This window comes from Streptomyces sp. NPDC006458 (assembly GCF_040612135.1).
Classification (GTDB): domain Bacteria; phylum Actinomycetota; class Actinomycetes; order Streptomycetales; family Streptomycetaceae; genus Streptomyces.
Map to the genome: position 1 here is coordinate 1 of NZ_JBEXPR010000032.1, position 23,653 is coordinate 23,653.

The following is a 23,653-nucleotide window of genomic DNA, read 5'->3' on the forward strand; positions in this document are numbered from 1 at the left end:
CACGGGGCCCGAGAAATCCCGTGTTAATCTGGCGGGACCACCCGCTAAGCCTAAATATTCCCTGGTGACCGATAGCGGCATTGGCCCCCCGGCCCTCCCGGGTCTCCCGGGTCTCCCGGCCCTCCCGCCCCCCCAGGGAATGGAACCGGCTGGTTGAAGGTTCACGTACTGCCCGCGGAGGCAGTCTCCGTATCCGTACGACCCGAAGGAAGCCGAGAAACATGCGCGTCGAGATCTGGAGCGACATCGCCTGCCCCTGGTGCTACGTGGGCAAGGCCCGCTTCGAGAAGGCGCTGGAGGCCTTCCCGCACCGGGAGCAGGTCGAGGTCGTGCACCGCTCCTTCGAGCTCGACCCCGACCGCGCCAAGGCCGACGCAGGCCCGGTGATCCCGATGCTCGCCCAGAAGTACGGCCTCAGCGAGGCCCAGGCCGAGGCCGCCGAGGACAACGTCGGCGCGCAGGCCGCCGCCGAGGGCCTGGAGTACCGCACCCGCGGCCGCGACCACGGCAACACCTTCGACATGCACCGCCTGCTGCACTTCGCCAAGGAGCAGGGCCGCCAGGACGAGCTGGTCCAGATCCTGTACCGGGCCAACTTCGCCGAGGAGCGGTCCGTCTTCACCGAGGGCGACGAGCGGCTGGTGGAGCTCGCCGTCGAGGCCGGGCTGGACGCCGGCTCCGCCCGCGAGGTGCTCGCCGACCCGGCCGCCTACGCCGACGAGGTCCGTGCCGACGAGCGCGAGGCCGCCCAGCTCGGCGCGAACGGCGTGCCCTTCTTCGTCCTCGACCGCCAGTACGGCGTCTCCGGCGCCCAGCCCGCCGAGGTGTTCACCCAGGCCCTCACCCAGGCCTGGGGCGAGCGCTCCCCGCTCACCCTGATCCAGGACGACACCGCCGAAGCCTGCGGGCCCGACGGATGCGCGGTGCCGCAGACCTGAAACCCGCAGGTCGGGGCCCATCCATAAGCGTCGCTTCGCGGAACCACGCAAAGAATCGCAATGGACTGACAGGTCTCCACGATCCAGAGTGGTCCCATGGAGACCTTCGAGAGCCTCGTCCGTGCCGAGTTCGCCCCGGAGAACACCTACCTCAACACCGCGAGCAACGGCCTGTTGCCGGCCCGCACCGTCACCGCCCTGCACGACGCGGTGCGCATGCGGGCCGAGGGCCTGCCGCTGGGCCCGCTGTACGAGGACGTGGAGGCCGTGCGCGCCTCGTTCGCCCGGCTGGCCGCGGTCCCCGTCGAGCGCGTCGCGACCGGCGCTTCGGTCGCCGAGTACGGCGGGCTGATCGCCGCCGCGCTGCCCGTCGGTGCCGAGGTGCTCACCGCGGAGGCCGACTTCGCCTCCCTGGTCAATCCGTTCCATATGCGCGGCGACCTCAAGGTGCGGGCCGTGCCGCTGGAGCGGCTCGCCGAGTCCGTCCGCCCGCAGACCGCGCTCGTCGCGGTCAGCGCCGCCCAGTCCGCCGACGGCCGCGTCGCCGACCTGGCCGCGGTGCGCGAGGCGGCCGTGGCGCACGGGGCGCGCACCTACGTCGACGCCTCCCAGTCCGTGGGCTGGCTGCCGCTGGACGCCGGTGCGCACGATTTCGTCGCCGCCGTCGGCTTCAAGTGGCTCCTCGGCCCGCACGGGGCCGCGTTCTGCACCGTGCCGGAGGACTTCGGCGGACTCACCCCGCTGCTCGCCGGCTGGGTGGCCGGTGAACTGCCCTGGGAGAGCTGCTACGGGCCCGTCATCGAACTCGCCCACTCCGCCAGGCGGTTCGACGTCAGCCCCGGCCTGTTCAGCTACGCCGGACTGCGCGCCTCCCTCGAACTGATCGAGGAACTCGGCGTCGACGCCGTCCACTCCCACGACCTCGCCCTGGCCGACCGGTTCCGGGCCGGTCTCACCGCCCTCGGCCACGAGCCGCTGCCCTCGCCCGGCTCGGCCATCGTCTCCGTCCCCGGCCTCGGCCACCGCCAGCCCGGCCTCGACGCGGCGGGCCTCCAGCTCTCGGACCGCGCGGGCAATCTGCGGGCGTCCTTCCACCTCTACAACACCGAAGCGGACGTGGACCGCCTGCTGGACGCGCTGTCCGGCTGACGCGGAAGGGGCCCCGCCGACCACGCCGGCCGGGGCCCCTTCCCTTCATACGACTCGTACGACGCTCAGCGCACGGGCATGAAGTCCCGGGCCCCGATGTACTCCGGCCGCCGCACAGGAGCGGCGAACGGCTCCACCGCCTTGTTCTCCACGCTGTTGAACACGATGAAGACGTTGCTGCGCGGGAACGGCGTGATGTTGTCGCCCGAGCCGTGCATGCAGTTGCAGTCGAACCAGGTCGCCGAACCGGCCCGGCCCGTGAACAGCTGGATGCCGTACGCGCCCGCCATCGCGGTCAGCGCCTCGTCGGACGGGGTCCCGGCGTCCTGCATCTGGAGGGACTTCTTGTAGTTGTCCTCGGGCGTGGCCCCGGCGCAGCCGAGAAACGTCCGGTGCGAGCCCGGCATGATCATCAGGCCGCCGTTGGTGGCGTGGTTCTCGGTCAGGGCGATCGAGACGGAAACGGTCCGCATGTTCGGCAGGCCGTCCTCGGCGTGCCAGGTCTCGAAGTCGGAGTGCCAGTAGAAGCCGCTGGCCCCGAAGCCGGGCTTGACGTTGATCCGCGACTGGTGGACGTAGACGTCGGAGTCGAGGATCTGCCGGGCCCGGCCGACCACCCGCTCGTCGCGCACCAGCGCCGCGAACACCTCGCTGATCCGGTGCACCTCGAAGACCGAGCGGATCTCCTTCGAGCGCGGCTCCACGATCGAGCGCGCGTCCGCGCGGATCGCCGGGTCGGCCACCAGTCGCTCCAGCTCCGCGTGGTAGACGGCGACCTCGTCGTCGGTGATGAGCTGCTCGCAGGTCAGGAAGCCGTCGCGCTCGTAGGCCTGGAGCTCGGCCGCCGCGACGGGGCCGGGCGTGTCGGGGCCGCCCCAGACCACGGGGTCCTGGCGTGGCACGGTCACCTCGGTGGTGCCGCGGGTGGGGTACAGGTCGGTGACGGTGGTCATGCGGTCACACCTCCTCGGGCTCGGTGAGCAGGGGGTAGACGCCGTTCTCGTCGTGGTCCTCCCGGCCGGTGACGGGCGGGTTGAACACGCAGATGCAGCGGAAGTCCTGAAGGACACGCAGCGAGTGCCGCTCGTGCCCGTCCAGCAGGTACATGGTCCCGGGAGTGATCGAGTACGTCGTCCCGGTCTCGTGGTCGGTGAGTTCGGCGGCGCCCTCCACGCACACGACGGCCTCGACGTGGTTGGCGTACCACATCGACGTCTCCGTCCCGGCGTACAGGACGGTCTCGTGCAGGGAGAACCCGACCCTTTCCCTGGCGAGGACGATGCGTTTGCTCTCCCAGGTCCCGGACGCGGCCTTCACATGGCGGTCGGTTCCCTCGATGTCCTTGAACGAACGGACGATCACGGTGGTGCGGTCCCTCCTGCGTCAGACGGTGATGGCGGGTGCGGTCTCCCGGACGGCGCGGGCGAGCACCCGAAGGCCCTCGTCCAGCTCGTCCGGGGTGATGGTCAGTGCGGGCAGCAGCTTCACGACCTCACTCTCGGGGCCGGAGGTCTCGATCAGCAGTCCCAGTTCGAAGGCCCGCCGGGCGACCCGCTCGGCGCGCGACCTGTCGCGGAACTCCAGGCCCCACACCAGGCCGCGACCGCGGTACTCGCGTACGTCGGCGAGGTTCTCCTCGGTGATCTCGATGAGGGCCTGCTCGATCTGCTCGCCGCGGGTGCGGGTCTGCTTCTCCATGGCGGCGCCGTCGGCCCAGTAGCTCTCCAGTGCCGCGGTGGCGGTGACGAAGGCCGGGTTGTTCCCGCGGAAGGTGCCGTTGTGCTCGCCCGGCTCCCACACGTCCAGTTCCGGCTTGAACAGGCACAGCGACATCGGCAGGCCGTAGCCGCTGATGGACTTGGACACGGTGACGATGTCCGGCACGATGCCGGCCTCCTCGAAGGAGAAGAAGGCCCCCGTGCGGCCGCAGCCCATCTGGATGTCGTCGACGATCAGCAGCATGTCCTGCCGCTCGCACAGCTCGGCCAGCGCTCGCAGCCACTGCGGGCGGGCGACGTTGATGCCGCCCTCCCCCTGCACGGTCTCCACGATCACGGCGGCGGGCTTGTTCAGCCCGGACCCCTGGTCCTCCAGCAGCCGCTCGAACCACAGGAAGTCGGGGACCGTGCCGTCGAAGTAGTTGTCGAACGGCATCGGCGTGCCGTGCACCAGTGGGACTCCGGCCCCGGCCCGCTTGAACGCGTTGCCGGTCACGGCCAGCGAGCCCAGCGACATGCCGTGGAAGGCGTTGGTGAACGACACGATCGCCTCGCGCCCCTTCACCTTGCGGGCCAGCTTCAGCGCGGACTCCACCGCGTTGGTGCCGGTCGGGCCCGGGAACATCACCTTGTACGGCAGGTCCCGCGGCCGCAGCACCAGGTCCTGGAAGGTCTGCAGGAACGCGCGTTTGGCCGTGGTGGACATGTCGAGGCCGTGGGTGACGCCGTCGCGCTCCAGATAGTCGAGCAGCGCCCGTTTCAGAACGGGGTTGTTGTGCCCGTAGTTCAGCGAGCCCGCGCCGGCGAAGAAGTCGAGGTACGCGTGGCCGTCCTCGTCGTACATACGGCTGCCGCGCGCACGGTCGAAGACGGTGGGCCAGCCGCGGCAGTAGCTGCGCACCTCGGACTCAAGGGTCTCGAAGACGCTGAGGTCGGGCTGGGTGATGGTCACGGCGATTCGCTCCTCAATGCGACGGAAGGGTCAACGGGAATGCGACGTAGCGGCCAACGGGCCGATGCGGTAAAGGACTTCGGGGTCGTGCGGGCCGTCCGGGAACTGCTCCCGGTCGAACAGCACCTCTCTCTCGACCCGGGCGCCGTGCCGCTCGGCGAACGAGGCGAACAGCCGCTCGGAGGCGGTGTTGCCCGGGGTGATGGTGGTCTCGACGCACAGGACGGTCCGCTCGTCCGCGATCCGCTCGACCAGGGCGTCGAGCAGTCGCGCGGCCAGTCCCCGGCCCCGGTGCCCGGCGTCGACGGCCACCTGCCACACGAGCAGCGTCCCGGGCCGGTCCGGCCGCAGATACCCGGTCACGAAGCCCACGGGCTCCCCGTCCTCGTCCCGTGCCACCGCCGACGTGGCGGCGAAGTCACGGCACCACAGCAGATAGCTGTACGACGAGTTCAGATCGAGGTTCCCGGATTCCTTGGCGAGCCGCCAGAGAGCGGCCCCGTCGGAAACGTCCGGGCGGTCGACAATCAGGTCTGCGAGGTCTGCGGGTGCGGCGGTCATGCGGATTGAATTTAGCGAGGCAAATTGAAAATTGCATCGCCGGACGCCCTTGGGTCGCGCCGGGGTTCGTGTTATCACGCGGGCGCGAGTGTTGGGGTCATTTGGGGCGATATGCGCCCGGTGAAAAGGCGCATACGGGACTCCATGTGGAGCGTGTCACACCCGTCACACGTTCACAGAATCTTGGCGTTTACGTCAATCGAAAGCGGGCAGGAGATTATGGGCGGCTAAGCTCGACGGAATTCTGTTGTTCATTTGGAATTCGACCGGAGGGGAATTCCGGAAAACGTGCCGAGAATCCCGCGCACCGTCCCGTGGCCACCGGGCCCTTGGTTACCGGGCCCTTGGTTACCGGGCCGCGCCCAGCGCCGCGAGGCTCCTGCGGGCGACCTCCACCGACGCGTCGGCCCCGGTGTGGTTGACCCGGATCATCTCCCCGGCCGGCGCGCCCCCGCCCGCCGCCAGCGGCACGCCCGGGTCGGCCGCCACCGCGCGGGCGACCAGTTCGGCGGCGTCGCGCCCGGCCGGCACCCGCAGAGTCGTCGCCACCGGCGCCGAGTCGCGGACCTCGTACATGTACGGCTCCAGGCCGACGGCGGACGCGCCCTCCCGCACCGCCGACGCCTGCCGCCCGGTGACGGGCCATCACCGTCTCCAGACCGTGCGCCTCGATCCGCTCCCAACACGCCTCCAGCGCGAGCATCTCCAACTGCGCGGGCGCGTGCGGCAGGGCCTTGCGGCCGGCGTCGAGCCGGCGCTCCTTCCAGTCCAGGAGGGAGAGAGCGGCAGCAGCGCCTCGCCCTGCATGATCACGACGTCCTGCCTGGTGCCCAGCAGCCGTGCCACCCGGTCCTCGATCGCGGCGAAGCGGGCGGTGGTCAGCGGGGCGAGGTCCAGGAGGGGGTGGGTCACGGCGGCGCTCTCTTCACTCACGGGACGGCTCGGCTGCGGCCGAACCCACGGCCCGGCCCGGCCCCGAGCCCAGTAGTCGCCGCAGACTCTCATCCGTGCCCGTCACGCCCCGCTCGCCGTCGACTTCTTAGGTCGGACGGCCATCAGACCATCGGATTGATTTGAGGAACCCAAACATCTCCTTATAATCGGGACGCACAGTTTCCTAACAGGAGGTCCACCCGTGAACACCGTCATGGGCCGCCGGGCCCGCGCCCTGGCCGCCATCACCGCGACGGCCGGGCTGGTCCTCGTGGCCGGCTGCTCCTCCGACGACGACGGCGGCAGCGGTGCGAAGACCGCCGCCGGTGGCGTCGAGCTCGTCAAGGCCGGTCAGCTCACCACCTGCACCCACCTGCCCTATCCGCCCTTCCAGTCGGAGATCGACGGCAAGGTGCAGGGCTTCGACGTCGCGCTGATCGACCTCGTCGCCGAGGACCTCGGCGTGCAGCAGGAGATCCTCGACACACCGTTCGAGAACTTCAAGACCGGTGCCTTCCTGAACTCCGGCGAGTGCGACCTGGCCGCGGCCGGCATGACGATCACCGACGAGCGCAAGAAGAACGTCGACTTCTCCGACCCGTACTTCGACGCCACCCAGGCGGTCCTCGTCGACAAGGAGAGCGGTATCTCCTCCTTCGCCGACATCAAGGACCAGAAGGTCGGCACCCAGGCGCAGACCACCGGCGAGGACTACGCCAAGAGCAAGGGCCTCGACCCGGTCTCCTTCGAGTCCTCCGACGCCGTCCTCAACGGCCTGCGCACCGGCCAGGTCAAGGCCGTGATCATCGACTACCCGGTCGTCCAGGGCTGGCTGAAGGACAAGGCCAACGCCGACGCCTTCCAGGTCGCCGAGCAGCTCAACACCGGTGAGCAGTACGGCTTCACGGTGCAGAAGGGCAACGCCAAGCTCCAGCAGGCCATCGACAAGGCCCTCGCGGACGCCAAGGCCGACGGCACGTACAAGAAGCTGTACGAGCAGTGGATCGGCCCCTACGACGAGTCCGCCGCCTCCCCGGCCGCTTCCTGATGGCCGACGCGGACGTACAGCTCCAGCCGAGGAAGAAGGGCCTGACCCGGCGGCAGAAGCAGCGGCTGTCACGCGGCACCCAGTACGTGGTGTTCGTGGCGGCCGTGCTCGCCGTCGTGCTCGCGGCCGACTGGGACCGGCTGAAGAACCAGTTCGCGCAGGGGGACATCGCCCGGGAGATGTTCCCGGACGTCATCACCACGGCCCTGAAGAACACGGTCCTGTACACACTGTCCGGCTTCGCCGTCGGCATCGTCCTCGGGCTGGTCGTCGCGCTGATGCGGCTGTCCCCGGTGCGGCCCTACCGCTGGGTCGCCGGCGTCTACATCGAGATCTTCCGTGGTCTGCCCGCCCTGCTGATCTTCGTCTTCATCGGCGTCGCCGTGCCGCTGGCCTTCCCGGGCACGGAGATCCCCGGCGGGACGTACGGCAAGGTCGCGCTCGCGCTCGGCCTGGTGGCGGGCGCCTACATGGCCGAGACCTTCCGCGCGGGCATCCAGGCCGTGCCCAAGGGGCAGATGGAGGCGGCCCGTTCGCTGGGCTTCTCGCCCGCCCGGGCCATGGTCTCGATCATCCTGCCGCAGGCCTTCCGGATCATCCTGCCGCCGCTGACGAACGAACTGGTCCTGCTGTTCAAGGACTCCTCGCTCGTGCTGTTCCTCGGCGTCACGCTGGAGGAGCGCGAACTGACCAAGTTCGGCCGCGACCTGGCCAGCACCACCGCCAACTCCACACCGATCCTCGTCGCCGGCCTGTGCTACCTGCTGGTCACGATCCCGCTCGGTTTCGTCGTACGCCACATGGAGGCGAAGGCACAGGAGGCCGTCAAGTGAGCCGACCCGAGATCGAGATCCGCGGCCTGCACAAGTCCTTCGGCGGCAACGAGGTGCTGCGCGGCATCGACCTGGAGATCGGCCAGGGCGAGGTCGTCTGTGTCATCGGCCCCTCCGGCTCCGGCAAGTCGACGCTGCTGCGCTGCGTGAACCTGCTGGAGGAGCCCTCCAAGGGGCAGGTGTTCGTCGGCGGCACCGAGGTCACCGACCCGGACGTCGACATCGACGCCGTGCGCCGCCGCATCGGCATGGTCTTCCAGCAGTTCAACCTCTTCCCCCATCTCACGGTGACCGAGAACCTCACGCTGCCGCAGCGCCGGGTCCTGCGGCGGGGCAAGGCGGAGGCCGCCCGGGTCGCCGCCGAGAACCTGGAGCGGGTCGGCCTCGCCGAGAAGGCGGACGCCTACCCGTCCTCCCTCTCCGGAGGCCAGCAGCAGCGCGTCGCCATCGCCCGCGCGCTGGCGATGGGCCCCGAGGTGATGCTGTTCGACGAGCCGACGTCGGCGCTGGACCCGGAGCTGGTCGGGGACGTGCTCGCGGTCATGCGGATGCTGGCCGACGAGGGCATGACCATGATGGTCGTCACCCATGAGATGACCTTCGCCCGCGAGGTCGCCGACCGGGTGGTCTTCATGGACGGCGGCGTGGTCGTCGAGGACGGCCGCCCCGACCAGGTCATCGCCCGCCCCCGCCACGAACGCACCCGGCACTTCCTCTCCCGCCTCCTGGACCCGGCCATGGCCGAGGTGGAGGAGGGTACGGGCGACCAGGTGGGCAAGAGCGACTGACGCCTCACTATCGTGCGGTACATGAGCGAACGCGCGGTGCTGCACGTGAAGGGCCGGATCCTGGTCGGCCCCGACGAGGTCCGGGACGAACTGTGGGTCGTCGACGGACGGATCTCCTACGACCGTCCCGTCGACGCCCGTGACGTGACCACGGTCGAGGGCTGGGCCCTGCCCGGCCTGGTCGACGCGCACTGCCATGTCGGCCTGGACGCGCACGGCGCGGTCCCGCAGGACGTGGCCGAGAAGCAGGCGCTGACCGACCGCGAGGCGGGCACGCTGCTGATCCGCGACGCGGGCTCGCCCTCCGACACCCGCTGGGTCGACGACCGTGAGGACCTGCCGAAGATCATCAGGGCGGGCCGGCACATCGCCCGCACCCGCCGCTACATCCGCAACTACGCCTGGGAGATCGAACCGGAGGACCTCGTCGCGTACGTCGCCCAGGAGGCCCGGCGCGGCGACGGCTGGGTCAAGCTGGTCGGCGACTGGATCGACCGCGACCTCGGCGACCTGTCCGCGTGCTGGCCGCGCGAGGCGGCCCGGGCGGGCATCGCGGAGGCCCACCGCCTGGGCGCCCGGGTGACCGCCCACTGCTTCGCCGAGGACTCGCTGAGGGATCTGGTCGAGGCGGGCATCGACTGCGTCGAGCACGCCACCGGCCTGACCGACGAGCTGATCCCCCTCTTCGCCTCCCGCGGGGTCGCCATCGTCCCGACCCTGGTCAACATCGCGACCTTCCCGGGCCTCGCCGACGGCGGCGAGAGCAGGTTCCCGCGCTGGTCGGCCCATATGCGCCGGCTCCACGAACGGCGCTACGACACCGTCCGCAACGCCTACGACGCCGGTATCCCCGTCTACGTCGGCACCGACGCCGGAGGCAGCCTCCCGCACGGCCTCGTGGCGGCCGAGGTCGCCGAACTGGTGACCGCCGGCCTGCCCCCGGTCGACGCCCTCGCCGCGACGACCTGGTCGGCCCGCACCTGGCTGGGCCGCCCCGGCCTCACCGAGGGTGCCCCGGCCGACCTCGTCGTCTACGACACGGACCCCCGCGCGGACGTCCGCGCACTGGCGGCCCCGCGCCGGATCGTCCTGAACGGCCGGGTCACGGCCTGATCCGGGCCCTCGCGCCGAGGCCGGCTGACCGTTACCGGCCCCGGCGGGCCCTCGTTGTGCACTCCCGCCCCCGCGCCTCCCCGTCGGCCTGCCGATTCGCCGCAGGGGGGCATGAGGGTGAGGGCCGGGAACACCCGTGCCGCATAAATCGAAAACGCGGGCGGAAACCCCGCGATGGAGTGAAGTGACGGAGGATCGCCGCCCGTTCACTCTCAGTGCGTAATTCTTGCGTGGTCCCAAGCACGTCTCCTCTGGGGGTCCCACGAAGTGAACGGCACCAATCTCCGCCTGCCCGCACGCAGACTCGCCGCCGCCGCGGCGGCCACGGCCCTGGTCGCGGGTCCCGTGGCCCTGGCCGGTGCGGGCCCCGCCCACGCGACCCCGGACCAGGGCCGCGCGAGCGCCGTCGTCCTGCGCACCGGGCTCGACGTGGCCCTGCTGAACAAGACCGTGAACGTCCCGCTCGCGGTCTCCCTCAACGAGGTCCAGGCCCCGCGAAGCGCCGAGAAGACCGCCCTGACCGCGCGACTGGACGGCGTCGACGGGGGCAAGCCCTTCAGCGTGCTCAGCGCGCGGGTCGCCGAGGCGAAGGCCACGGTCGTCGACGACAGGGCCGAGGCCAGCAGCCGTCTCGCCCACGCCAGGCTGCACGTCCCCGGCCTGCCGCTGCTCTCGGTGATCGAGGTCGAGGAGGTCACGTCGAGCGCGGTCTGCGAGACGGGCGGCACCCCGGCCGCCGAGGCGAACGTCCTCGGCGCGGTGACGGTCCTCGGCAAGCGGGTCACCCTCACCGCGGGCGGCACGACCGACGTCCAGGTGCCCGGGGTCGGCGAGGTGAAGCTCGACCTCTCGAAGCGGGAGACGACCTCCCGCACGGCCGCTGCCACCGCCCTCGAACTCACCGTCTCCATCAACCCGCTGAAGCTCAACGTCGCCGAGGTCGAAGGCGTCCTGACCCTCGCCGAGTCCACCTGCGAGACCCCGCCGGCCGCGCAGACCCCGCCGCCGTCCCCGGCCTCCGAGGTCGAGCCCCAGGGCGCGCCCGAGGAAGCCAACCTGGCGGAGACGGGAGGGAGTTCCACGACGCCCTATGTCGCGGGCGGCGCGGTGGCCCTGCTCGTGCTGGGCGGGGGAGCGGTCGTGCTGGCGAGGAGGAGAGGCTGAGGAGCTGAGGGGGCCCGAGCGGGCGCCGGAGGGCGATCCGGTGCCCACTGCTCGGCGGGCTGCCGGGTCGGTGCCTGCCGTTCGCCCGGCAGGAGACGGGCCCGTCGGTCTCTCACGCGGTGACCGGCTCGCCGGACGCCCGGCTGTCCGGCTGTCCGGTCGGTGTCCGGGCTCGGCCGACTGCACGCTCGCCGTTCGCCCGGCTGCCCTGTCGTCGCCCACCTCCCAGCCGACGGTCACGGGCGGCGGGAGGGTTCAAGGACGGGGGTCCAGGGGGCGGAGCGCCATGGGGTTCAGCCGAGGGCGGCCTTGAGCGCCGTGAGGAAGCCGGTGGTGGTCGCCCGGTCCCGGACGGCGACGCGGAGCCAGTCGGTATCGAGGCCGGGGAAGGTGTCCCCGCGGCGTACCGCGTAGCCGAGCTGACGCAGACGCGCTCGGATCCGCGCCGCGTCCGGCAGCCGGACCAGCACGAAGGGTCCCTCGGCGGGCCCAGCGACCCGCACGCCCGCCCCGGCGAACGCCTCCAGGCCCGCCACCAGATGGGCCCGGTCCGCCGCCACGCGGTGCGCCGCGTGGGCCGCCTCGGCGAGCGCCCGGGGCGCCATGCACGCCTCGGCCGCCGCGAGCGCCGGGGAGGACACCGGCCACAGGGGCTGAGCCCGCTCCAGTTCGCCGACGATCTCCGGCGAGGCCAGCACATAGCCGACCCGCAGCCCCGCCAGCCCCCAGGTCTTCGTCAGACTCCGCAGCACCACGAGCCCCGGTACATCGGTGCGCCCGGCGAGCGCCTCCCGCTCACCCGGCACGGCGTCCAGGAACGCCTCGTCGACCACCAGGGTCCGGCCGGGCCGGGCCAGCGCGGCGATCGCCGCGGCGGGATGCAGCACCGACGTGGGATTCGTCGGATTCCCGATCACCACCAGATCCGCGCCCTCCGGCACCAGCCCGGGATCCAGCCGGAACCCGTCGGCCTCCCGCAGCAGCACCCGGTCCACGGTGTGCCCGGCGTCCCGCAGCGCGGCCTCGGGCTCGGTGAACTGCGGATGCACCACCACCGGCTGCCGCACCTTCAGTGCCCGCGCGAGCAGCACGAACGCCTCCGCGGCACCGGCCGTGAGCAGCACCCGCTCCGGCGGGAGCCCGTGCCGCGCCGCCACCGCCGCCCGCGCCGCCCGACCGTCCGGGTAGGCCGCCAGCCCGGCCAGCGATCCGGCGATCACCTCCCGGAGCCAGACGGGCGGGGTGCCCGTACGGACGTTCACGGCGAGATCCACCAGCCCGCGCCCCTCGTCACGGACCTCCACGTCCCCGTGGTGGCGCAGATCGTGCCCGCCGCCGTCCTCAGTGCGCATGCGCGTGCCCACCGTGATGGTGGTGCCCGTGACCGTGCCCGTGCGGGTGGTGGCCGTCGTCGTCCGGGTGGAAGTGCGGCTGCTGGGGCATCCCCACCTTGTCCTCGAAGCCGGGCAGCGCGATCCGGTACACGCACGAGTCGCAGTTCATCCGCAGATCGCCCTCCAGGGCCTCCCGGTACCGCTCCATCACCAGATCCAGCAGCTCCGGCTCGGGCCCGATGACGTCGGCCGAACGCACCTCGGCCTCAGGGTGCTCCCCGGCCCAGGCCGCCGTCTGCTCGCGCACCCGGTCCGGCAGGATGCCCGTGAACAGGAAGTAGGGCAGCACGACGACCCGCCGGGCACCCAGCTTCACGCACCGGTCCAGCCCGCTCGGCACGTCCGGCGCCGCCAGCGACACGAACGCCGTCTCCACGCCCGCGAACCCGCGCCCCTCCCACAGCAGCCGGGCCGCCTTGTGCACCTCGGCGTTGGCGTCCGGGTCGGTCGAGCCGCGCCCCACCAGCAGTACGGTCACCTCGGCGCGGTCCCAGTCGCCGAGCACCTCCGCCAGCCGCCGCTCCAGCACGTTCAGCAGCGACGGGTGAGGGCCGAGCGGACGGCCATAGGTGTACGAGATCCCGGGGTGCCGCTCCTTCTCGCGGGCCAGCGCCGCCGGGATGTCGCCCTTGGCGTGCCCGGCGGACACCAGCATCAGCGGCACCGCCGCGAACCGCCGTACGCCCCGCTCGACCAGCTCGGTCACCGCCTCGCCCAGCGGCGGCGGCGACAGCTCGATGAAACCGCCCGCGACGGGCAGTTCGGGGTGGCGGCGGCCCAGCTCCCGCACGAAGTCGCGGAAGGCCTCCGCTCCGGCGTCGTCCCGGGTGCCGTGTCCGGCGATCAGCAGGGCGGGCGGCGGGGTGGTCACAGGGTCTCCTCGGTGTGCGGAACAGGGTGGTACAGAAGGGCGTTCAGCGCGGCCGACGCCACCGCCGAACCGCCCTTCTCGGACACGTTGCTGACAGCGGGCAGCCCGCTCTCGCGCAACGCGGCCTTGGACTCGACCGCGCCGACGAACCCGACGGGCAGTCCGATGACAAGGGCCGGGGCGGCGTCCAGCGTCAGCAGCTCCTCCAGCGCGGTCGGCGCGTTGCCGATCACCCAGAGGGCACCCGGGCCGACCTGCTCGTAGGCGAGCCGGATCGCGTGCGCCGAACGGGTCAGCTCCGGGCCGGCCACGGCGTCCCCGAGCCGGCAGACGGTCTCCCGGCGGGTGATGCCGGCCGCCACCATCTCGACGTCCACGACCACGGGAGCCCCGGAGTGCAGCGCCGTGTGCGCCTTCGCCAGCTCGCCCTCGTCCATGACGAGATCGTCCGCGTACTCCAGGTCGGCGGCCGAGTGGACGACCCGCTCCACCACCGCCCGGGTCAGCGGCGGGAAGTGCGAGGTGTCCAGCCGGGCGCGCAGCCGACGGTAGGACTCCACCTCGATCGGGTGGACGACGCGATTCACTTCGGCTCCTCCTGCCAGCGGTAGCCGCGCGGCGTCACCATGCGCCCCGCGATGTTCCTGGTCGCCGTGTTGCCCACGGTCACGACCGTCATCATGTCGACGGTCGCCGGGTCGAGCGTGCCGAGCGAGGTCACCCGGCTCGACTCGTCCGGCCGGGAGGCGTTGCGCACGACACCGACCGGCGTGGCGGGCGTGCGGTGCTCGGCGAGGATGCCCAGCGCCTTCGGCAGCTGCCAGTCACGGCCGCGCGAGCGCGGGTTGTAGAAGGTGACCACGATGTCGGCCTCGGCCGCCGCCCGCACCCGCCGCTCGATGACCTCCCACGGCGTGTGCAGGTCGGACAGACTGATCGACACATGGTCGTGGCCCAGCGGCGCGCCCAGGATCGCCCCGGCCGCGAGCGCCGCCGTCACGCCCGGCACCCCCACCACGTCGATGTCGTCGGAGGCCTCGGCGAGCGCCGGGGACGCCATGGCGTACACGCCCGCGTCACCGCTGCCGATCAGTGCGACCGCCTGCCCCTTGCGGGCCTCGGCCACCGCCGTGCGGGCCCGCTCCTCCTCGGCGCCGAGGCCCGACTCCAGGACCCGGGTGCCCGGCCGCAGCAGATCGCGGATCTGGTCGACGTACTGGTCGAGGCCGACCAGCACCGAGGCGCGGCGCAGCTCCGCCTCGGCGCGCGGGGTGAGCAGGTCCCGGGCGCCCGGCCCGAGCCCGACGACCGCGAGCCGGCCCCGCCCCGGCCGCCGTACGACGGCGCAGGTCGCCATCGCGGGCCGGGCCGTGGACTTCCGCTTGGGCACGAGCAGTTCGCCCCCGCCGATCAGCGCGGCCGCCTCCGCCACGGACGGCGTCCCCACGGCGGCCAGGGGCGCGTCCGAGGGGTTGGGCACCTCGACGCCCGCCAGTTCCTCGGCCGGGTACGTCACCACCGGCACCCCGAGCCGCGCGGCCGCCCCGACGATCCCCGGCTCCCGCGACTTGGCGTCGACGGTGGCCAGTCCGGCGACGCTGTGCACGGACAGCCCCGCCTCGGCCAGGGTCTCCTCGACCAGCCCCAGCACCTCCTCGACGGGTGCCCCCTTCGAGGCGCCGACCCCGACGACCAGCGTCGGCGGGCGCAACAGCACCTCCCCGGCCGCCGGTTCACCGGCACGGTCGCTCACGCGGACCCGCAGCGCCCCCTCGTCCGAGAGCGGCAGCGGCGGCAGCGGCCAGGCCACCTCCGCCTCCAGCGCGACCGGCTCCCCGTCCAGCAGCGCCCGCGTCACCCCGGCGACATCGCCCTCGAAGGGCAGACCGAGGGTGTCCAGACTCGGGATGCCGACCGCGTCCGTGGCCGTGGTCACCACCGGCTCGGCGGCCAGCGACTCGCCCACCTCACGGGCGAGTTCGTTGGCGCCGCCGCCGTGCCCGCCGAGCAGCGCCACGGCGAACCGCCCGCCCTCGTCGACACACACCACACCGGGGTCGCTCGCCTTGTCGCCCAGCAGCGGCGCCACCAGCCGGACCACGGCACCCGTGGCCAGGAAGCACACCAGCTGCTCGCACTCCGCGAACGCCCGCCGTACGGCGTCGGCGACGGGACCGTCGTACACCCGCGTCCGCTCCGGCCACGCCGCGGCCAGCCGGTCGCGCGCCGCCGCCCCCGCCGCGGTAGCGGAAATGAGGCCGATCACAGGGCAACTCCTTCACTACGGGCCGCGGGACGCACGCCCCACAGCAGAAAAACGGGATTGGCCGCCGCCAGCCGGGTCACCTCGCCCGGCAGCGGCGCCAGACGGGAGGACTGCAGCAGCACGCCGTCGCAGCCGAACCCGGCACCGGTGAGCGCCGCACGCACCGCAGGGACCCGGTCGAGCGCCGCCATGGCGACCACCACCGTGCGCCGCGCCCGGCGCGCGCACGCGGTCACGATCGCGGGCAGTTCGCGCCCGCCGCCGCCCACGAACACGGCGTCGGGATCGTCGAGATCCGACAGCACGGTCGGCGCCGCCCCGTGCACCACGTGCACATCGACCGCGTGCGCGGCCGCGTTGGCACGGACGCGCTCCACACCGTCCGGGGTCTTCTCCACCGCGATGACCGCGGCCCCGAGCCGCGCGCACTCCACGGCCACCGACCCCGAGCCCGCGCCGACGTCCCACACCAGGTCGCCGGGGCGCGGCCCCAGCCGGGCGAGCGCCAGCGCCCGCACCTCGAACTTGGTGATCATCGAGTCGCGGTGCTCGAACTCGCTCTCGTCCAGCGCCCATCCGGCGGGCGGCACCGGCAGCCCGGCATGGGCGCGCACCGGGCCGAGCGCCCGCCGCTCGTCCAGGCTGAGGACGACACTGACCGCGGGACCCCAGTCGCGGGCCGCGGCCTCGGCGGGCGTCACCCGCTCCAGCCGTTCCTCGGGCGAGCCCAGCGCGGTGGCGACCACCAGGACCCGGTCGCAGGACCGAAGCGCCGCACCCAGTTCGGCGGGCCCGGCCCCCGGCCCGGTCAGCACCGCCACCTTCGGGTACGCCCGGCACATCTGCACGGCCGTGCGCGGATCGCGCCCGTGCGCGCTGACCACCACGGCGTCCTCCCACGGCAGACCGGCCCGCGCGAACGCGGTCGCCACCGAGGACACCCCCGGCCGCACGTCCAGCAGCTCCCGCCCGAACCGCTCGGCCAGCGCCCGTACGATCCCGAAGAAGCCGGGGTCGCCCGAGGCGAGCACGACGACGGGCCGCTCCTTGGCGACGTACCCCTCGATCGTGTCGAGCGCGGGCGCCAGCGGACCCAGCACCATGTGCTCGGCGGTCCCGGGCAGCCGTACCGCCTCCAGATGCCGCCGCCCGCCCACGACGAGCTCGGCCCCGGTCAGGACGTCCTCGTCGACCGGCGCCCCGGTCCCCGTGCCGACGACCGTGATCATGTCGAGGCACCTCGTTCGCGCAGCGCCCTGCGGGCCTCCGGGTCGGCCTTGCGGTAGCCGTGGAAGTGGCCCGGGTGGTACAGGTGTGAGCGCGTGCCGTGCGCGTCCAGCGCCGGGCCCACCAGGAACAGGGTGTGCTTCCAGAGCTTGTGCTCCTTGACCGTCTCCTCCAGCGTGCCGATCGTGCAGCGCGCGATCAGCTCCTCCGGCCAGGTCGCCTGGTAGGCGACGACGACCGGGGTGTCCGTCGGGTAGCCGCCCTCCAGCAGCTCCCGCACCAGCTGCCCGCTGCGGGCCGCCGACAGGAAGATCGCCATCGTGGTGCCGTGCCGGGCGAACTCGCGGACCTCCTCGCCGGGCGGCATCGGCGTCTTGCCGCCGCCCAGCCGGGTCAGCACCACCGACTGCGCCACCTCCGGGATGGTCAGTTCGCGCTGGGCGAGCGCGGCCACCGCCGAGAAGGAGGACACGCCCGGCACGATCTCGGTGGCGATACCGATCTCGTGGCACCGGTCGAGCTGCTCCTGCGTGCCGCCCCACAGGGCGGGGTCGCCCGAGTGGATACGGGCCACAAGCAGGCCCTCCCGCCGGGCGCGCCGGTACACGTCGACGACGTCCTCCAGCGACATCTGGGCGGAGTCCAGGATCTGCGCGCCCTCGCGCGCGTGGTCGAGGACCTCCGCCTGCACCAGGCTCGCGGCCCAGATCACGACGTCGGCCTCGGCGATGGCGCGCGCGGCCCGGAACGTCAGCAGATCGGCGGCGCCGGGGCCGGCACCGACGAAGGTCACCTTGCCGGTGGGGGCATCGGCCATGGGAATCGGTCCTCTCCTACGGTCCTGCGGGTTACTGCGGTTGCTGATGGCGGATGTGCGTCGGCGCGGATCGATCCGATAGCAAAGGGCCATGGCGGTCCTTGTCGCGCTCGGCGCGTTCCTGATGACGCTGGCCGGCGGCTGGACGGCGGGCCGGGTCACCGACCGCCGTCACCTCGTTCTCGGCCTGGCCGGCGGCCTGATGCTGGGCGTGGTCGGCCTCGACCTGCTGCCCGAGTCCCTGCGGGCCGCGGGCGACGAGGCGTTCGGCGTACCCGTCGCCCTGCTGCTGTTCGTTGCGGGTTTCCTGTTCGCCCATTCGGTGGAACGTCTGCTGGCCACCCGCAAGGCCGCCCACGGCGGCGCCGAGAACGGACAGCGCACCCCCGAGGTGGGCCTGACGGCAGCCGCCGCGATGGTGCTGCACAGCGCGATGGACGGCGTGGCGATCGGCGCGGCCTTCCAGGTCGGCGGCGGCATGGGCGCGGCCGTCGCGCTGGCGGTGATCGCCCACGACTTCGCGGACGGCTTCAACACCTTCACCCTGACGACCCTGTACGGCAACGACCGCCGCCGGGCCGTCGCGATGCTCGTCGCGGACGCGGCGGCACCGATGGTGGGCGCGGCCGCCGCGTCGTTCTTCACCATCCCCGAGCCGGTCCTCGGCTGTTATCTCGGCTTCTTCGGCGGCGCGCTGCTCTATCTCGCCGCCGCCGAGATCCTGCCCGAGGCCCACCACGCGCACTCGGCCCGGTCGACGCTGCTGTGCACGGTCGCGGGCGCGGGGTTCATCTGGCTGGTGGTGGGCCTCGCCGAGTGACCCGGCGCCCGGGGGACGGGGTCTCACAGCTTGCCGCCCCGCCCGCCCGCGCGCCGCGCGGGCGCGATCAGCGTCGACAGATAGGGCAGCGGCTCGTCGCCGAGCCCGGCCGCCGGGCGGACGGTCTCCTCCGGCAGTCCCAGCGAGGCACCCCACACGGCGTCGTCGATCCGCCCGCTCTCCCGCAGCGCCTCGGCGACCTCGGCGGCCTGCCGCCCGAACTTGTACGCGACGACCGTGCCGGGCCCGGCGAGCGCCTCCTTCAGCACCCGCGACCCCGCGGTCACCGGCACCAGCGTCAGCGGCTCGGTGCCCTCGGTCAGCACGGCGCCGGAACGCGACGCGAGATCCTGCATGGCGGTGATACCGGGCACGGTCTCCACCACGACCCCGGGCACGAGAGCCTCGATGGTCTGCGCGAGGTAGGTGAACGTCGAGTACACGTTCGGGTCCCCGATGGTGGCGAAGGCGACGGTCCCGTGCGCCCGCAGCAGGTCGGCGACCGTGCCGCCCGCCGCGTCCCAGGCGGCTTCCCGGCGCGCCCGGTCGCTGCGCTCGTTCAGCGCGAAGACGACCCGGACGACCTTGTCCTCGGACACGTAGTGCAGCACGGTGGCCTCGGCGCGGCCGCGCTCGCCCCCGTCTTTCCCGTCGGGCCCAGCCATCACCGGCACGACGACCACATCGGCGGCCCGCAGCGCGTTGACCCCCTTGACCGTCACCAGCTCCGGGTCGCCCGGGCCCACCCCGACTCCGATCAACGTGCTGCTCATGACGTCCGGCACCTCTCCACGAACCGACGGGCGACACCGGGCTCGGCGGCCCAGTGCGTGTGCAGATAACTCGCGTGCACACCTTGTTGTACGAAACCTTCGACGCGCCGTTGAGGGGCGCGCACCCCCCATGCCGGAGCCGCCCCGGCGCCCGGCTCGACGACCGTGCGATGGAACTCGTGCCCCCGCATCCGGGTCCCGGCCCCCGCGAGCACACTGTCCGACACGGCGACGGCGTCCCGGTAGCCCAGAGTGAGCCGTTCGCTCATCCGGGCCGTGGCGTCGAGCACCCCGCACATGGGCCGCCCGTCCAGCTCCCGGCACAGATAGAGCAGCCCGGCACACTCGGCGGCCACCGGCGCCCCACCGAGAGCGAGTTCGGCGACGGCCTTGCGCAACGGCTCGTTGGCCGACAACTCGGCGGCGTACACCTCGGGAAACCCGCCCCCGATCACCAGCCCGCGCGTCCCCTCGGGAAGCCGCTCGTCCCGCAGCGGATCGAAGACGACCACTTCGGCACCGGCGGCGGCCAGCAACTCGCTGTGCTCGGCGTAGGAAAAGGTGAAAGCGGCCCCACCGGCAACGGCAACCCTCAGCCCGCCCAAGCCGAAGACGGCCCCACAGCCGCCGACGCCCCTCAGCCCGCCCACGCCGAAGTCGGCCCCACGGCCGCCGGTGCCCTCCAGCCCGTCCGGCGTTTGAGGACGAGGCCGTCCAGGCCGAAGCGGGGGTCCGGGGGCGGCAGCCCCCGGGGTCGGGACGGGAAGGGGCGGCGGGGGCGAGGAGACGACAGCCTCAGCCGCATCCCACGCCGCATCCGACAACACCCCGGCGGTGCGCGCCAGCGCGAAAAGCCCGTCCAGGTCGCACGAGTCAGCGACCTGAGAGCCCATCGCCGCCACGGCCTCCACGGCGGCAGCCCCCCGCTCGGCGACCGGCACCAGCCCCAGATGCCGGGACGGCGTATCCACCTGCGCAACCCGCCGCAGCACCCCGAACACCGGCACCCCGACCGACTCCAACGCCTCCCGCAGCAACGCCTCATGCCGATCGGAGGCGACCTTGTTGAGGATCACCCCCGCGACCCGCACCTCCGGATCCCAGGTCGTGAACCCGTGCACCAGCGCCGCCACGGACCGCGACTGCGACGACGCGTCCACGACGAGCACCACCGGCGCCCGCAGCAGCTTGGCGACCTGCGCGGTGGAGGCCAGCTCACCCTCCCCGGCGGCCCCGTCGTACAGCCCCATCACGCCTTCGACGACGGCGATGTCACATCCACGCGACCCGTGCAGGAACAGGGGAGCGACCAGCCCGGCCCCGCACAGGTACGCGTCGAGATTCCGCCCCACGCGCCCGGTCGCGAGCGCGTGGTACCCGGGGTCGATGTAGTCCGGCCCGACCTTGTGCGGGGACACGGCGAGCCCCCGCGCGGCGAACGCGGCCATCAGCCCCGTGGCAACGGTGGTCTTGCCGCTGCCGGAGGACGGCGCGGCGACGACCAGCCGAGGGACGGAGGACATCACCACTCGATGCCCTTCTGGCCCTTCTGCCCGACGTCCATCGGGTGCTTGACCTTGGACATGTCGGTCACGAGGTCGGCGAAGTCCACCAGCTTCTCCGGCGCGTTCCGCCCGGTGATCACCACATGCTGGCTGCCGGGACGGTTGCGCAGCACGTCGACGACCTCGTCCGTGTCGACCCAGCCCCAGTGCATCGGGTACGCGAACTCGTCGAGCACGTACAGCCGGTACGTCTCGGCGGCCAGGTCCCGCTTGACCTGCTCCCAGCCCTCCCGGGCCTTCTCCTCGTTGCTGAGGTTGTCACCCTGAAGATCGCGCTGCACCCACGACCAGCCCTCGCCCATCTTGTGCCAGTCGACGGTGCCGCCCTCGCCGGAGGCGCCGAGCACCCTCAGCGCGTTCTCCTCGCCGACCTTCCACTTCGCCGACTTGACGAACTGGAACACCCCGATCGGCCACCCCTGGTTCCAGGCCCGCAGCGCCAGCCCGAACGCGGCGGTCGACTTGCCCTTCCCGACGCCGGTGTGCACGACCACCAGCGGCCGGTTCCGCCGCTGACGCGTGGTCAGCCCGTCGTCCGGCACCACACTCGGCTGCCCCTGAGGCATTACGCGGCCCTCCTCTGTACGTCCTTCACCAGTCCGGCGATGCTGTCCGCCCGCAGCTCGTCCAGCGTCACGGCGGTCCCGCCCAGCTCACCCGCGAGCTTCCCGGCGAGCCCCAGCCGCACCGGCCCGGACTCGCAGTCCACGACCACCGAGGCGACCTGGCCGGCCGCGAACAGCCCGGCCGCCTTCGAGGCGAGCAGCAGCGGCTCCGGCCCGCCCGTGGCCCGCCCGTCGGTCACCACGACGACCAGCGGCCGCCGCGCCGCATCCCGCAGCCGCTCCACCCGCAGCACCTCGTGCGCCTTGAGCAGCCCGGCCGCCAGCGGCGTACGCCCGCCGGTCGGCAGCGATTCCAGCCGCGCGGCGGCGGCGTCCACGGACGAGGTCGGCGGCAGCGCCACCTCGGCGCCGGCACCCCGGAAGGTCACCAGCCCCACCTTGTCCCGCCGCTGGTAGGCGTCGAGCAGCAGCGACAGCACGGCACCCTTCACCGCGCCCATCCGCTGCCGCGCCGCCATCGACCCGGAGGCGTCGACCACGAACAGCACGAGGTTGCCCTCGCGCCCCTCACGGACCGCCTGCCGCAGATCGTCCCGCCGCACGACCAGCCCCGGCCCTGACCGCCCGCGCGCCCGCTGATGCGGGGCCGCCGCCTGCACGGTCGCCGCGAGATGCAGCTTCGTCAGCGTGCCGCGCGGCCGCCGGGCCCCGGTCGTGCGCCCGTGCTCGGTCCGCGCCCGCGAGCGCCGCCCGGCGGCACCCTGGCCGATCCCGGGCACGCTCAGCACCTTCGTCCGGAACGGCTCCGAGGCCCGTACCGGGGACTGCTCCGCGCTCCCGGAGGGCTGCGGCTCCCCGCCCTCACCGGCCTCGGGCCGTGCGGCCGTGTCCCCGCCCTGCGGACCGGAGTCGGGCGACGGCTGCCCGCCACCCCCGCCACCGGGACCGTCGGGGTCCGGATCGTCCTCGGGAGACTCACCCGAGAACTCCTCCAGCGTCTGGTCGAGCTTGTCCTCGTCCAGCCCAGGGGCATCGAAGGGTGCACGCCGCCTGCGATGAGGAAGGGCCAGCAGCGCGGCTTGACGCACATCCTCCGCCAGCACATCGCTCCGCCCGTCCCACGCGGCCAGCGCCGAAGCAGTGCGCGCCATCACGATGTCGGCCCGCATGCCGTCCACCTCGAAGGCGGCGCAGGTCGCCGCGATCTGCCGCAGCGCCGCGTCGCCGAGCCGCACCTGCGGCAGCAGCTCCCGTGCCGCGACGATCCGCCGGCGTACGGCGGCCTCCTCGCCCGCCCAGCGCGCCGCGAAGGCAGCCGGGTCGTCGTCGTACGCCAGCCGCCGCCGCACGACCTCCACCCGCTGCTCGGGCTCGCGCGAGGCCGCGACCTCGACGGTGAGCCCGAACCGGTCGAGGAGCTGCGGGCGCAGCTCGCCCTCCTCGGGGTTCATCGTGCCGACGAGCAGGAAGCGGGCCGCGTGCCGCACGGAGACGCCCTCGCGCTCCACGTACGAGGCGCCCATCGCGGCCGCGTCCAGCAAGAGGTCGACCAAGTGGTCGTGCAAGAGGTTGACTTCGTCGACGTACAGGATCCCGCGGTGGGACTGGGCCAAGAGGCCCGGCTCGAAGGCTTTCACGCCCTCAGCCAGGGCACGCTCGATGTCCAGCGCGCCGACGAGGCGGTCTTCGGAAGCGCCGACCGGCAGTTCGACCAGGCGAGCAGGACGGTCGGACCCGCTGCCCGCCTCGTGGGCTCCGTCCGGGCACTCGGGGTCGGGTGAGGCCGGGTCGCAAGAGAAACGGCAGCCGGGTACGACGGCTACCCCCGGCAGCAGCGTCGACAGCGCTCGCACAGCCGTGCTCTTGGCTGTGCCCTTCTCGCCGCGCACAAGGACTCCGCCGACCGCGGGGCTCACCGCGTTGAGGAGGAGTGCCAGGCGCAGGTCGTCCTGTCCGACGACGGCGCTGAACGGGTAGGGCGCGCTCACGCGGTGATCACTCCTTCGGATGCTTCGTGTCGAACGTGCATGTGCCGTGACGGCCCGGCTGTCACGCACAGAGCATGTTCCCCGCCGCTGCGGGGGTGTTCCGGCGCCGGTGTATCAGTGGCGGCGCATCGCAGCTTGCTCCCCGCTGAGGCGGGGGTTTCGGGGAGGT

Annotated in this window: 22 protein-coding genes and 1 pseudogene; 8 read left to right on the top strand and 15 right to left on the bottom strand. The window is 72.8% G+C overall.

Annotated features, from left to right (window positions below; genetic code table 11):
- The first annotated feature begins 221 nt into the window (after window positions 1–221).
- Window positions 222–938 carry a DsbA family oxidoreductase gene (locus tag ABZZ79_RS32645; RefSeq protein ID WP_356694985.1) on the top strand — a complete coding sequence of 239 codons (717 nt, stop codon included), beginning with the start codon at window positions 222–224 and terminating at the stop codon, window positions 936–938.
- Window positions 939–1,034: 96 nt separating this feature from the next.
- Window positions 1,035–2,087: an aminotransferase class V-fold PLP-dependent enzyme gene (locus ABZZ79_RS32650; protein ID WP_356694987.1), complete on the top strand. Its 1,053-nt coding sequence runs from the start codon at window positions 1,035–1,037 to the stop codon at window positions 2,085–2,087.
- 65 nt (window positions 2,088–2,152) lie between these two features.
- Here the strand turns inward: ABZZ79_RS32650 and thpD are convergent, their stop codons facing one another.
- The 5 genes and pseudogenes from thpD to ABZZ79_RS32675 all read right to left on the bottom strand — a co-directional run bounded on the left by thpD (window position 2,153) and on the right by ABZZ79_RS32675 (window position 6,230).
- Complete coding sequence (gene thpD, locus ABZZ79_RS32655; protein ID WP_356694989.1) at window positions 2,153–3,040, bottom strand: ectoine hydroxylase; 888 nt, start codon at window positions 3,038–3,040, stop codon at window positions 2,153–2,155.
- A gap of 4 nt (window positions 3,041–3,044) precedes the next feature.
- Window positions 3,045–3,449: an ectoine synthase gene (locus ABZZ79_RS32660; RefSeq protein ID WP_356694991.1), complete on the bottom strand. Its 405-nt coding sequence runs from the start codon at window positions 3,447–3,449 to the stop codon at window positions 3,045–3,047.
- Between the two features lie 21 nt (window positions 3,450–3,470).
- Window positions 3,471–4,757, bottom strand: coding sequence for a diaminobutyrate--2-oxoglutarate transaminase (gene ectB / locus ABZZ79_RS32665; protein ID WP_356694993.1), 1,287 nt, complete (start codon window positions 4,755–4,757; stop codon window positions 3,471–3,473).
- Between the two features lie 30 nt (window positions 4,758–4,787).
- A complete protein-coding gene (ectA, locus tag ABZZ79_RS32670; protein ID WP_356694995.1) occupies window positions 4,788–5,318 on the bottom strand; it encodes a diaminobutyrate acetyltransferase in 531 nt (176 codons plus the stop codon).
- Window positions 5,319–5,666: 348 nt separating this feature from the next.
- Window positions 5,667–6,230, bottom strand: a pseudogene (locus ABZZ79_RS32675) (hypothetical protein).
- Window positions 6,231–6,453: 223 nt separating this feature from the next.
- Between ABZZ79_RS32675 and ABZZ79_RS32680 the strand changes: the two are divergent.
- From ABZZ79_RS32680 to ABZZ79_RS32700, 5 genes are all read left to right on the top strand, one after another.
- A complete protein-coding gene (locus ABZZ79_RS32680) occupies window positions 6,454–7,299 on the top strand; it encodes a transporter substrate-binding domain-containing protein (protein WP_356694997.1) in 846 nt (281 codons plus the stop codon).
- A complete protein-coding gene (locus ABZZ79_RS32685; RefSeq protein WP_356695142.1) occupies window positions 7,299–8,132 on the top strand; it encodes an amino acid ABC transporter permease in 834 nt (277 codons plus the stop codon). The genes ABZZ79_RS32680 and ABZZ79_RS32685 overlap by 1 nt, the downstream gene beginning before the upstream one ends.
- Window positions 8,129–8,920 (top strand): amino acid ABC transporter ATP-binding protein, encoded by a 792-nt coding sequence (locus tag ABZZ79_RS32690; protein WP_356694999.1) that lies wholly within the window; start codon window positions 8,129–8,131, stop codon window positions 8,918–8,920. The genes ABZZ79_RS32685 and ABZZ79_RS32690 overlap by 4 nt, the downstream gene beginning before the upstream one ends.
- Before the next feature lie 21 nt (window positions 8,921–8,941).
- Window positions 8,942–10,033, top strand: coding sequence for an amidohydrolase family protein (locus ABZZ79_RS32695; RefSeq protein ID WP_356695001.1), 1,092 nt, complete (start codon window positions 8,942–8,944; stop codon window positions 10,031–10,033).
- Between the two features lie 267 nt (window positions 10,034–10,300).
- Complete coding sequence (locus ABZZ79_RS32700; RefSeq protein ID WP_356695003.1) at window positions 10,301–11,197, top strand: SCO1860 family LAETG-anchored protein; 897 nt, start codon at window positions 10,301–10,303, stop codon at window positions 11,195–11,197.
- 293 nt (window positions 11,198–11,490) lie between these two features.
- Here ABZZ79_RS32700 and cobC read toward each other — a convergent pair whose 3' ends face one another.
- Genes cobC through cobM form a run of 6 tightly spaced genes read right to left on the bottom strand, consistent with a single transcriptional unit; the run spans window position 11,491 to window position 17,772 of the window.
- Window positions 11,491–12,549: an Rv2231c family pyridoxal phosphate-dependent protein CobC gene (cobC, locus tag ABZZ79_RS32705; protein WP_356695005.1), complete on the bottom strand. Its 1,059-nt coding sequence runs from the start codon at window positions 12,547–12,549 to the stop codon at window positions 11,491–11,493.
- Window positions 12,539–13,462 carry a sirohydrochlorin chelatase gene (locus ABZZ79_RS32710; protein ID WP_356695007.1) on the bottom strand — a complete coding sequence of 308 codons (924 nt, stop codon included), beginning with the start codon at window positions 13,460–13,462 and terminating at the stop codon, window positions 12,539–12,541. The genes cobC and ABZZ79_RS32710 overlap by 11 nt, the downstream gene beginning before the upstream one ends.
- Window positions 13,459–14,049 carry a precorrin-8X methylmutase gene (locus tag ABZZ79_RS32715; RefSeq protein WP_356695009.1) on the bottom strand — a complete coding sequence of 197 codons (591 nt, stop codon included), beginning with the start codon at window positions 14,047–14,049 and terminating at the stop codon, window positions 13,459–13,461. The genes ABZZ79_RS32710 and ABZZ79_RS32715 overlap by 4 nt, the downstream gene beginning before the upstream one ends.
- Window positions 14,046–15,728: a precorrin-3B C(17)-methyltransferase gene (gene cobJ / locus ABZZ79_RS32720; RefSeq protein WP_356695011.1), complete on the bottom strand. Its 1,683-nt coding sequence runs from the start codon at window positions 15,726–15,728 to the stop codon at window positions 14,046–14,048. Before cobJ ends, ABZZ79_RS32715 begins: the two co-directional genes overlap by 4 nt.
- On the bottom strand, window positions 15,725–16,957 hold the full coding sequence (cbiE, locus tag ABZZ79_RS32725) for a precorrin-6y C5,15-methyltransferase (decarboxylating) subunit CbiE (RefSeq protein WP_356695013.1): 1,233 nt from the start codon (window positions 16,955–16,957) through the stop codon (window positions 15,725–15,727). Before cbiE ends, cobJ begins: the two co-directional genes overlap by 4 nt.
- Complete coding sequence (cobM, locus tag ABZZ79_RS32730; RefSeq protein WP_356695015.1) at window positions 16,954–17,772, bottom strand: precorrin-4 C(11)-methyltransferase; 819 nt, start codon at window positions 17,770–17,772, stop codon at window positions 16,954–16,956. The genes cbiE and cobM overlap by 4 nt, the downstream gene beginning before the upstream one ends.
- 91 nt (window positions 17,773–17,863) lie before the next feature.
- Here cobM and ABZZ79_RS32735 point away from each other — a divergent pair, with 91 nt between their 5' ends.
- Window positions 17,864–18,592: a ZIP family metal transporter gene (locus ABZZ79_RS32735; protein WP_356695017.1), complete on the top strand. Its 729-nt coding sequence runs from the start codon at window positions 17,864–17,866 to the stop codon at window positions 18,590–18,592.
- A 23-nt stretch (window positions 18,593–18,615) separates the two neighbouring features.
- Here the strand turns inward: ABZZ79_RS32735 and cobI are convergent, their stop codons facing one another.
- The 4 genes from cobI to ABZZ79_RS32755 are packed head-to-tail and all read right to left on the bottom strand — an operon-like array spanning window position 18,616 to window position 23,484.
- Window positions 18,616–19,365: a precorrin-2 C(20)-methyltransferase gene (cobI, locus tag ABZZ79_RS32740; protein WP_356695019.1), complete on the bottom strand. Its 750-nt coding sequence runs from the start codon at window positions 19,363–19,365 to the stop codon at window positions 18,616–18,618.
- Window positions 19,362–20,888: a cobyrinate a,c-diamide synthase gene (locus ABZZ79_RS32745; protein ID WP_356695021.1), complete on the bottom strand. Its 1,527-nt coding sequence runs from the start codon at window positions 20,886–20,888 to the stop codon at window positions 19,362–19,364. Before ABZZ79_RS32745 ends, cobI begins: the two co-directional genes overlap by 4 nt.
- The gene (gene cobO, locus ABZZ79_RS32750) at window positions 20,888–21,496 is read right to left on the bottom strand and encodes a cob(I)yrinic acid a,c-diamide adenosyltransferase (protein WP_356695023.1); all 609 of its coding nucleotides are present in this window, start codon (window positions 21,494–21,496) and stop codon (window positions 20,888–20,890) included. The genes ABZZ79_RS32745 and cobO overlap by 1 nt, the downstream gene beginning before the upstream one ends.
- Window positions 21,496–23,484 (bottom strand): putative cobaltochelatase, encoded by a 1,989-nt coding sequence (locus ABZZ79_RS32755; protein WP_356695025.1) that lies wholly within the window; start codon window positions 23,482–23,484, stop codon window positions 21,496–21,498. The genes cobO and ABZZ79_RS32755 overlap by 1 nt, the downstream gene beginning before the upstream one ends.
- Window positions 23,485–23,653: the final 169 nt, after the last annotated feature.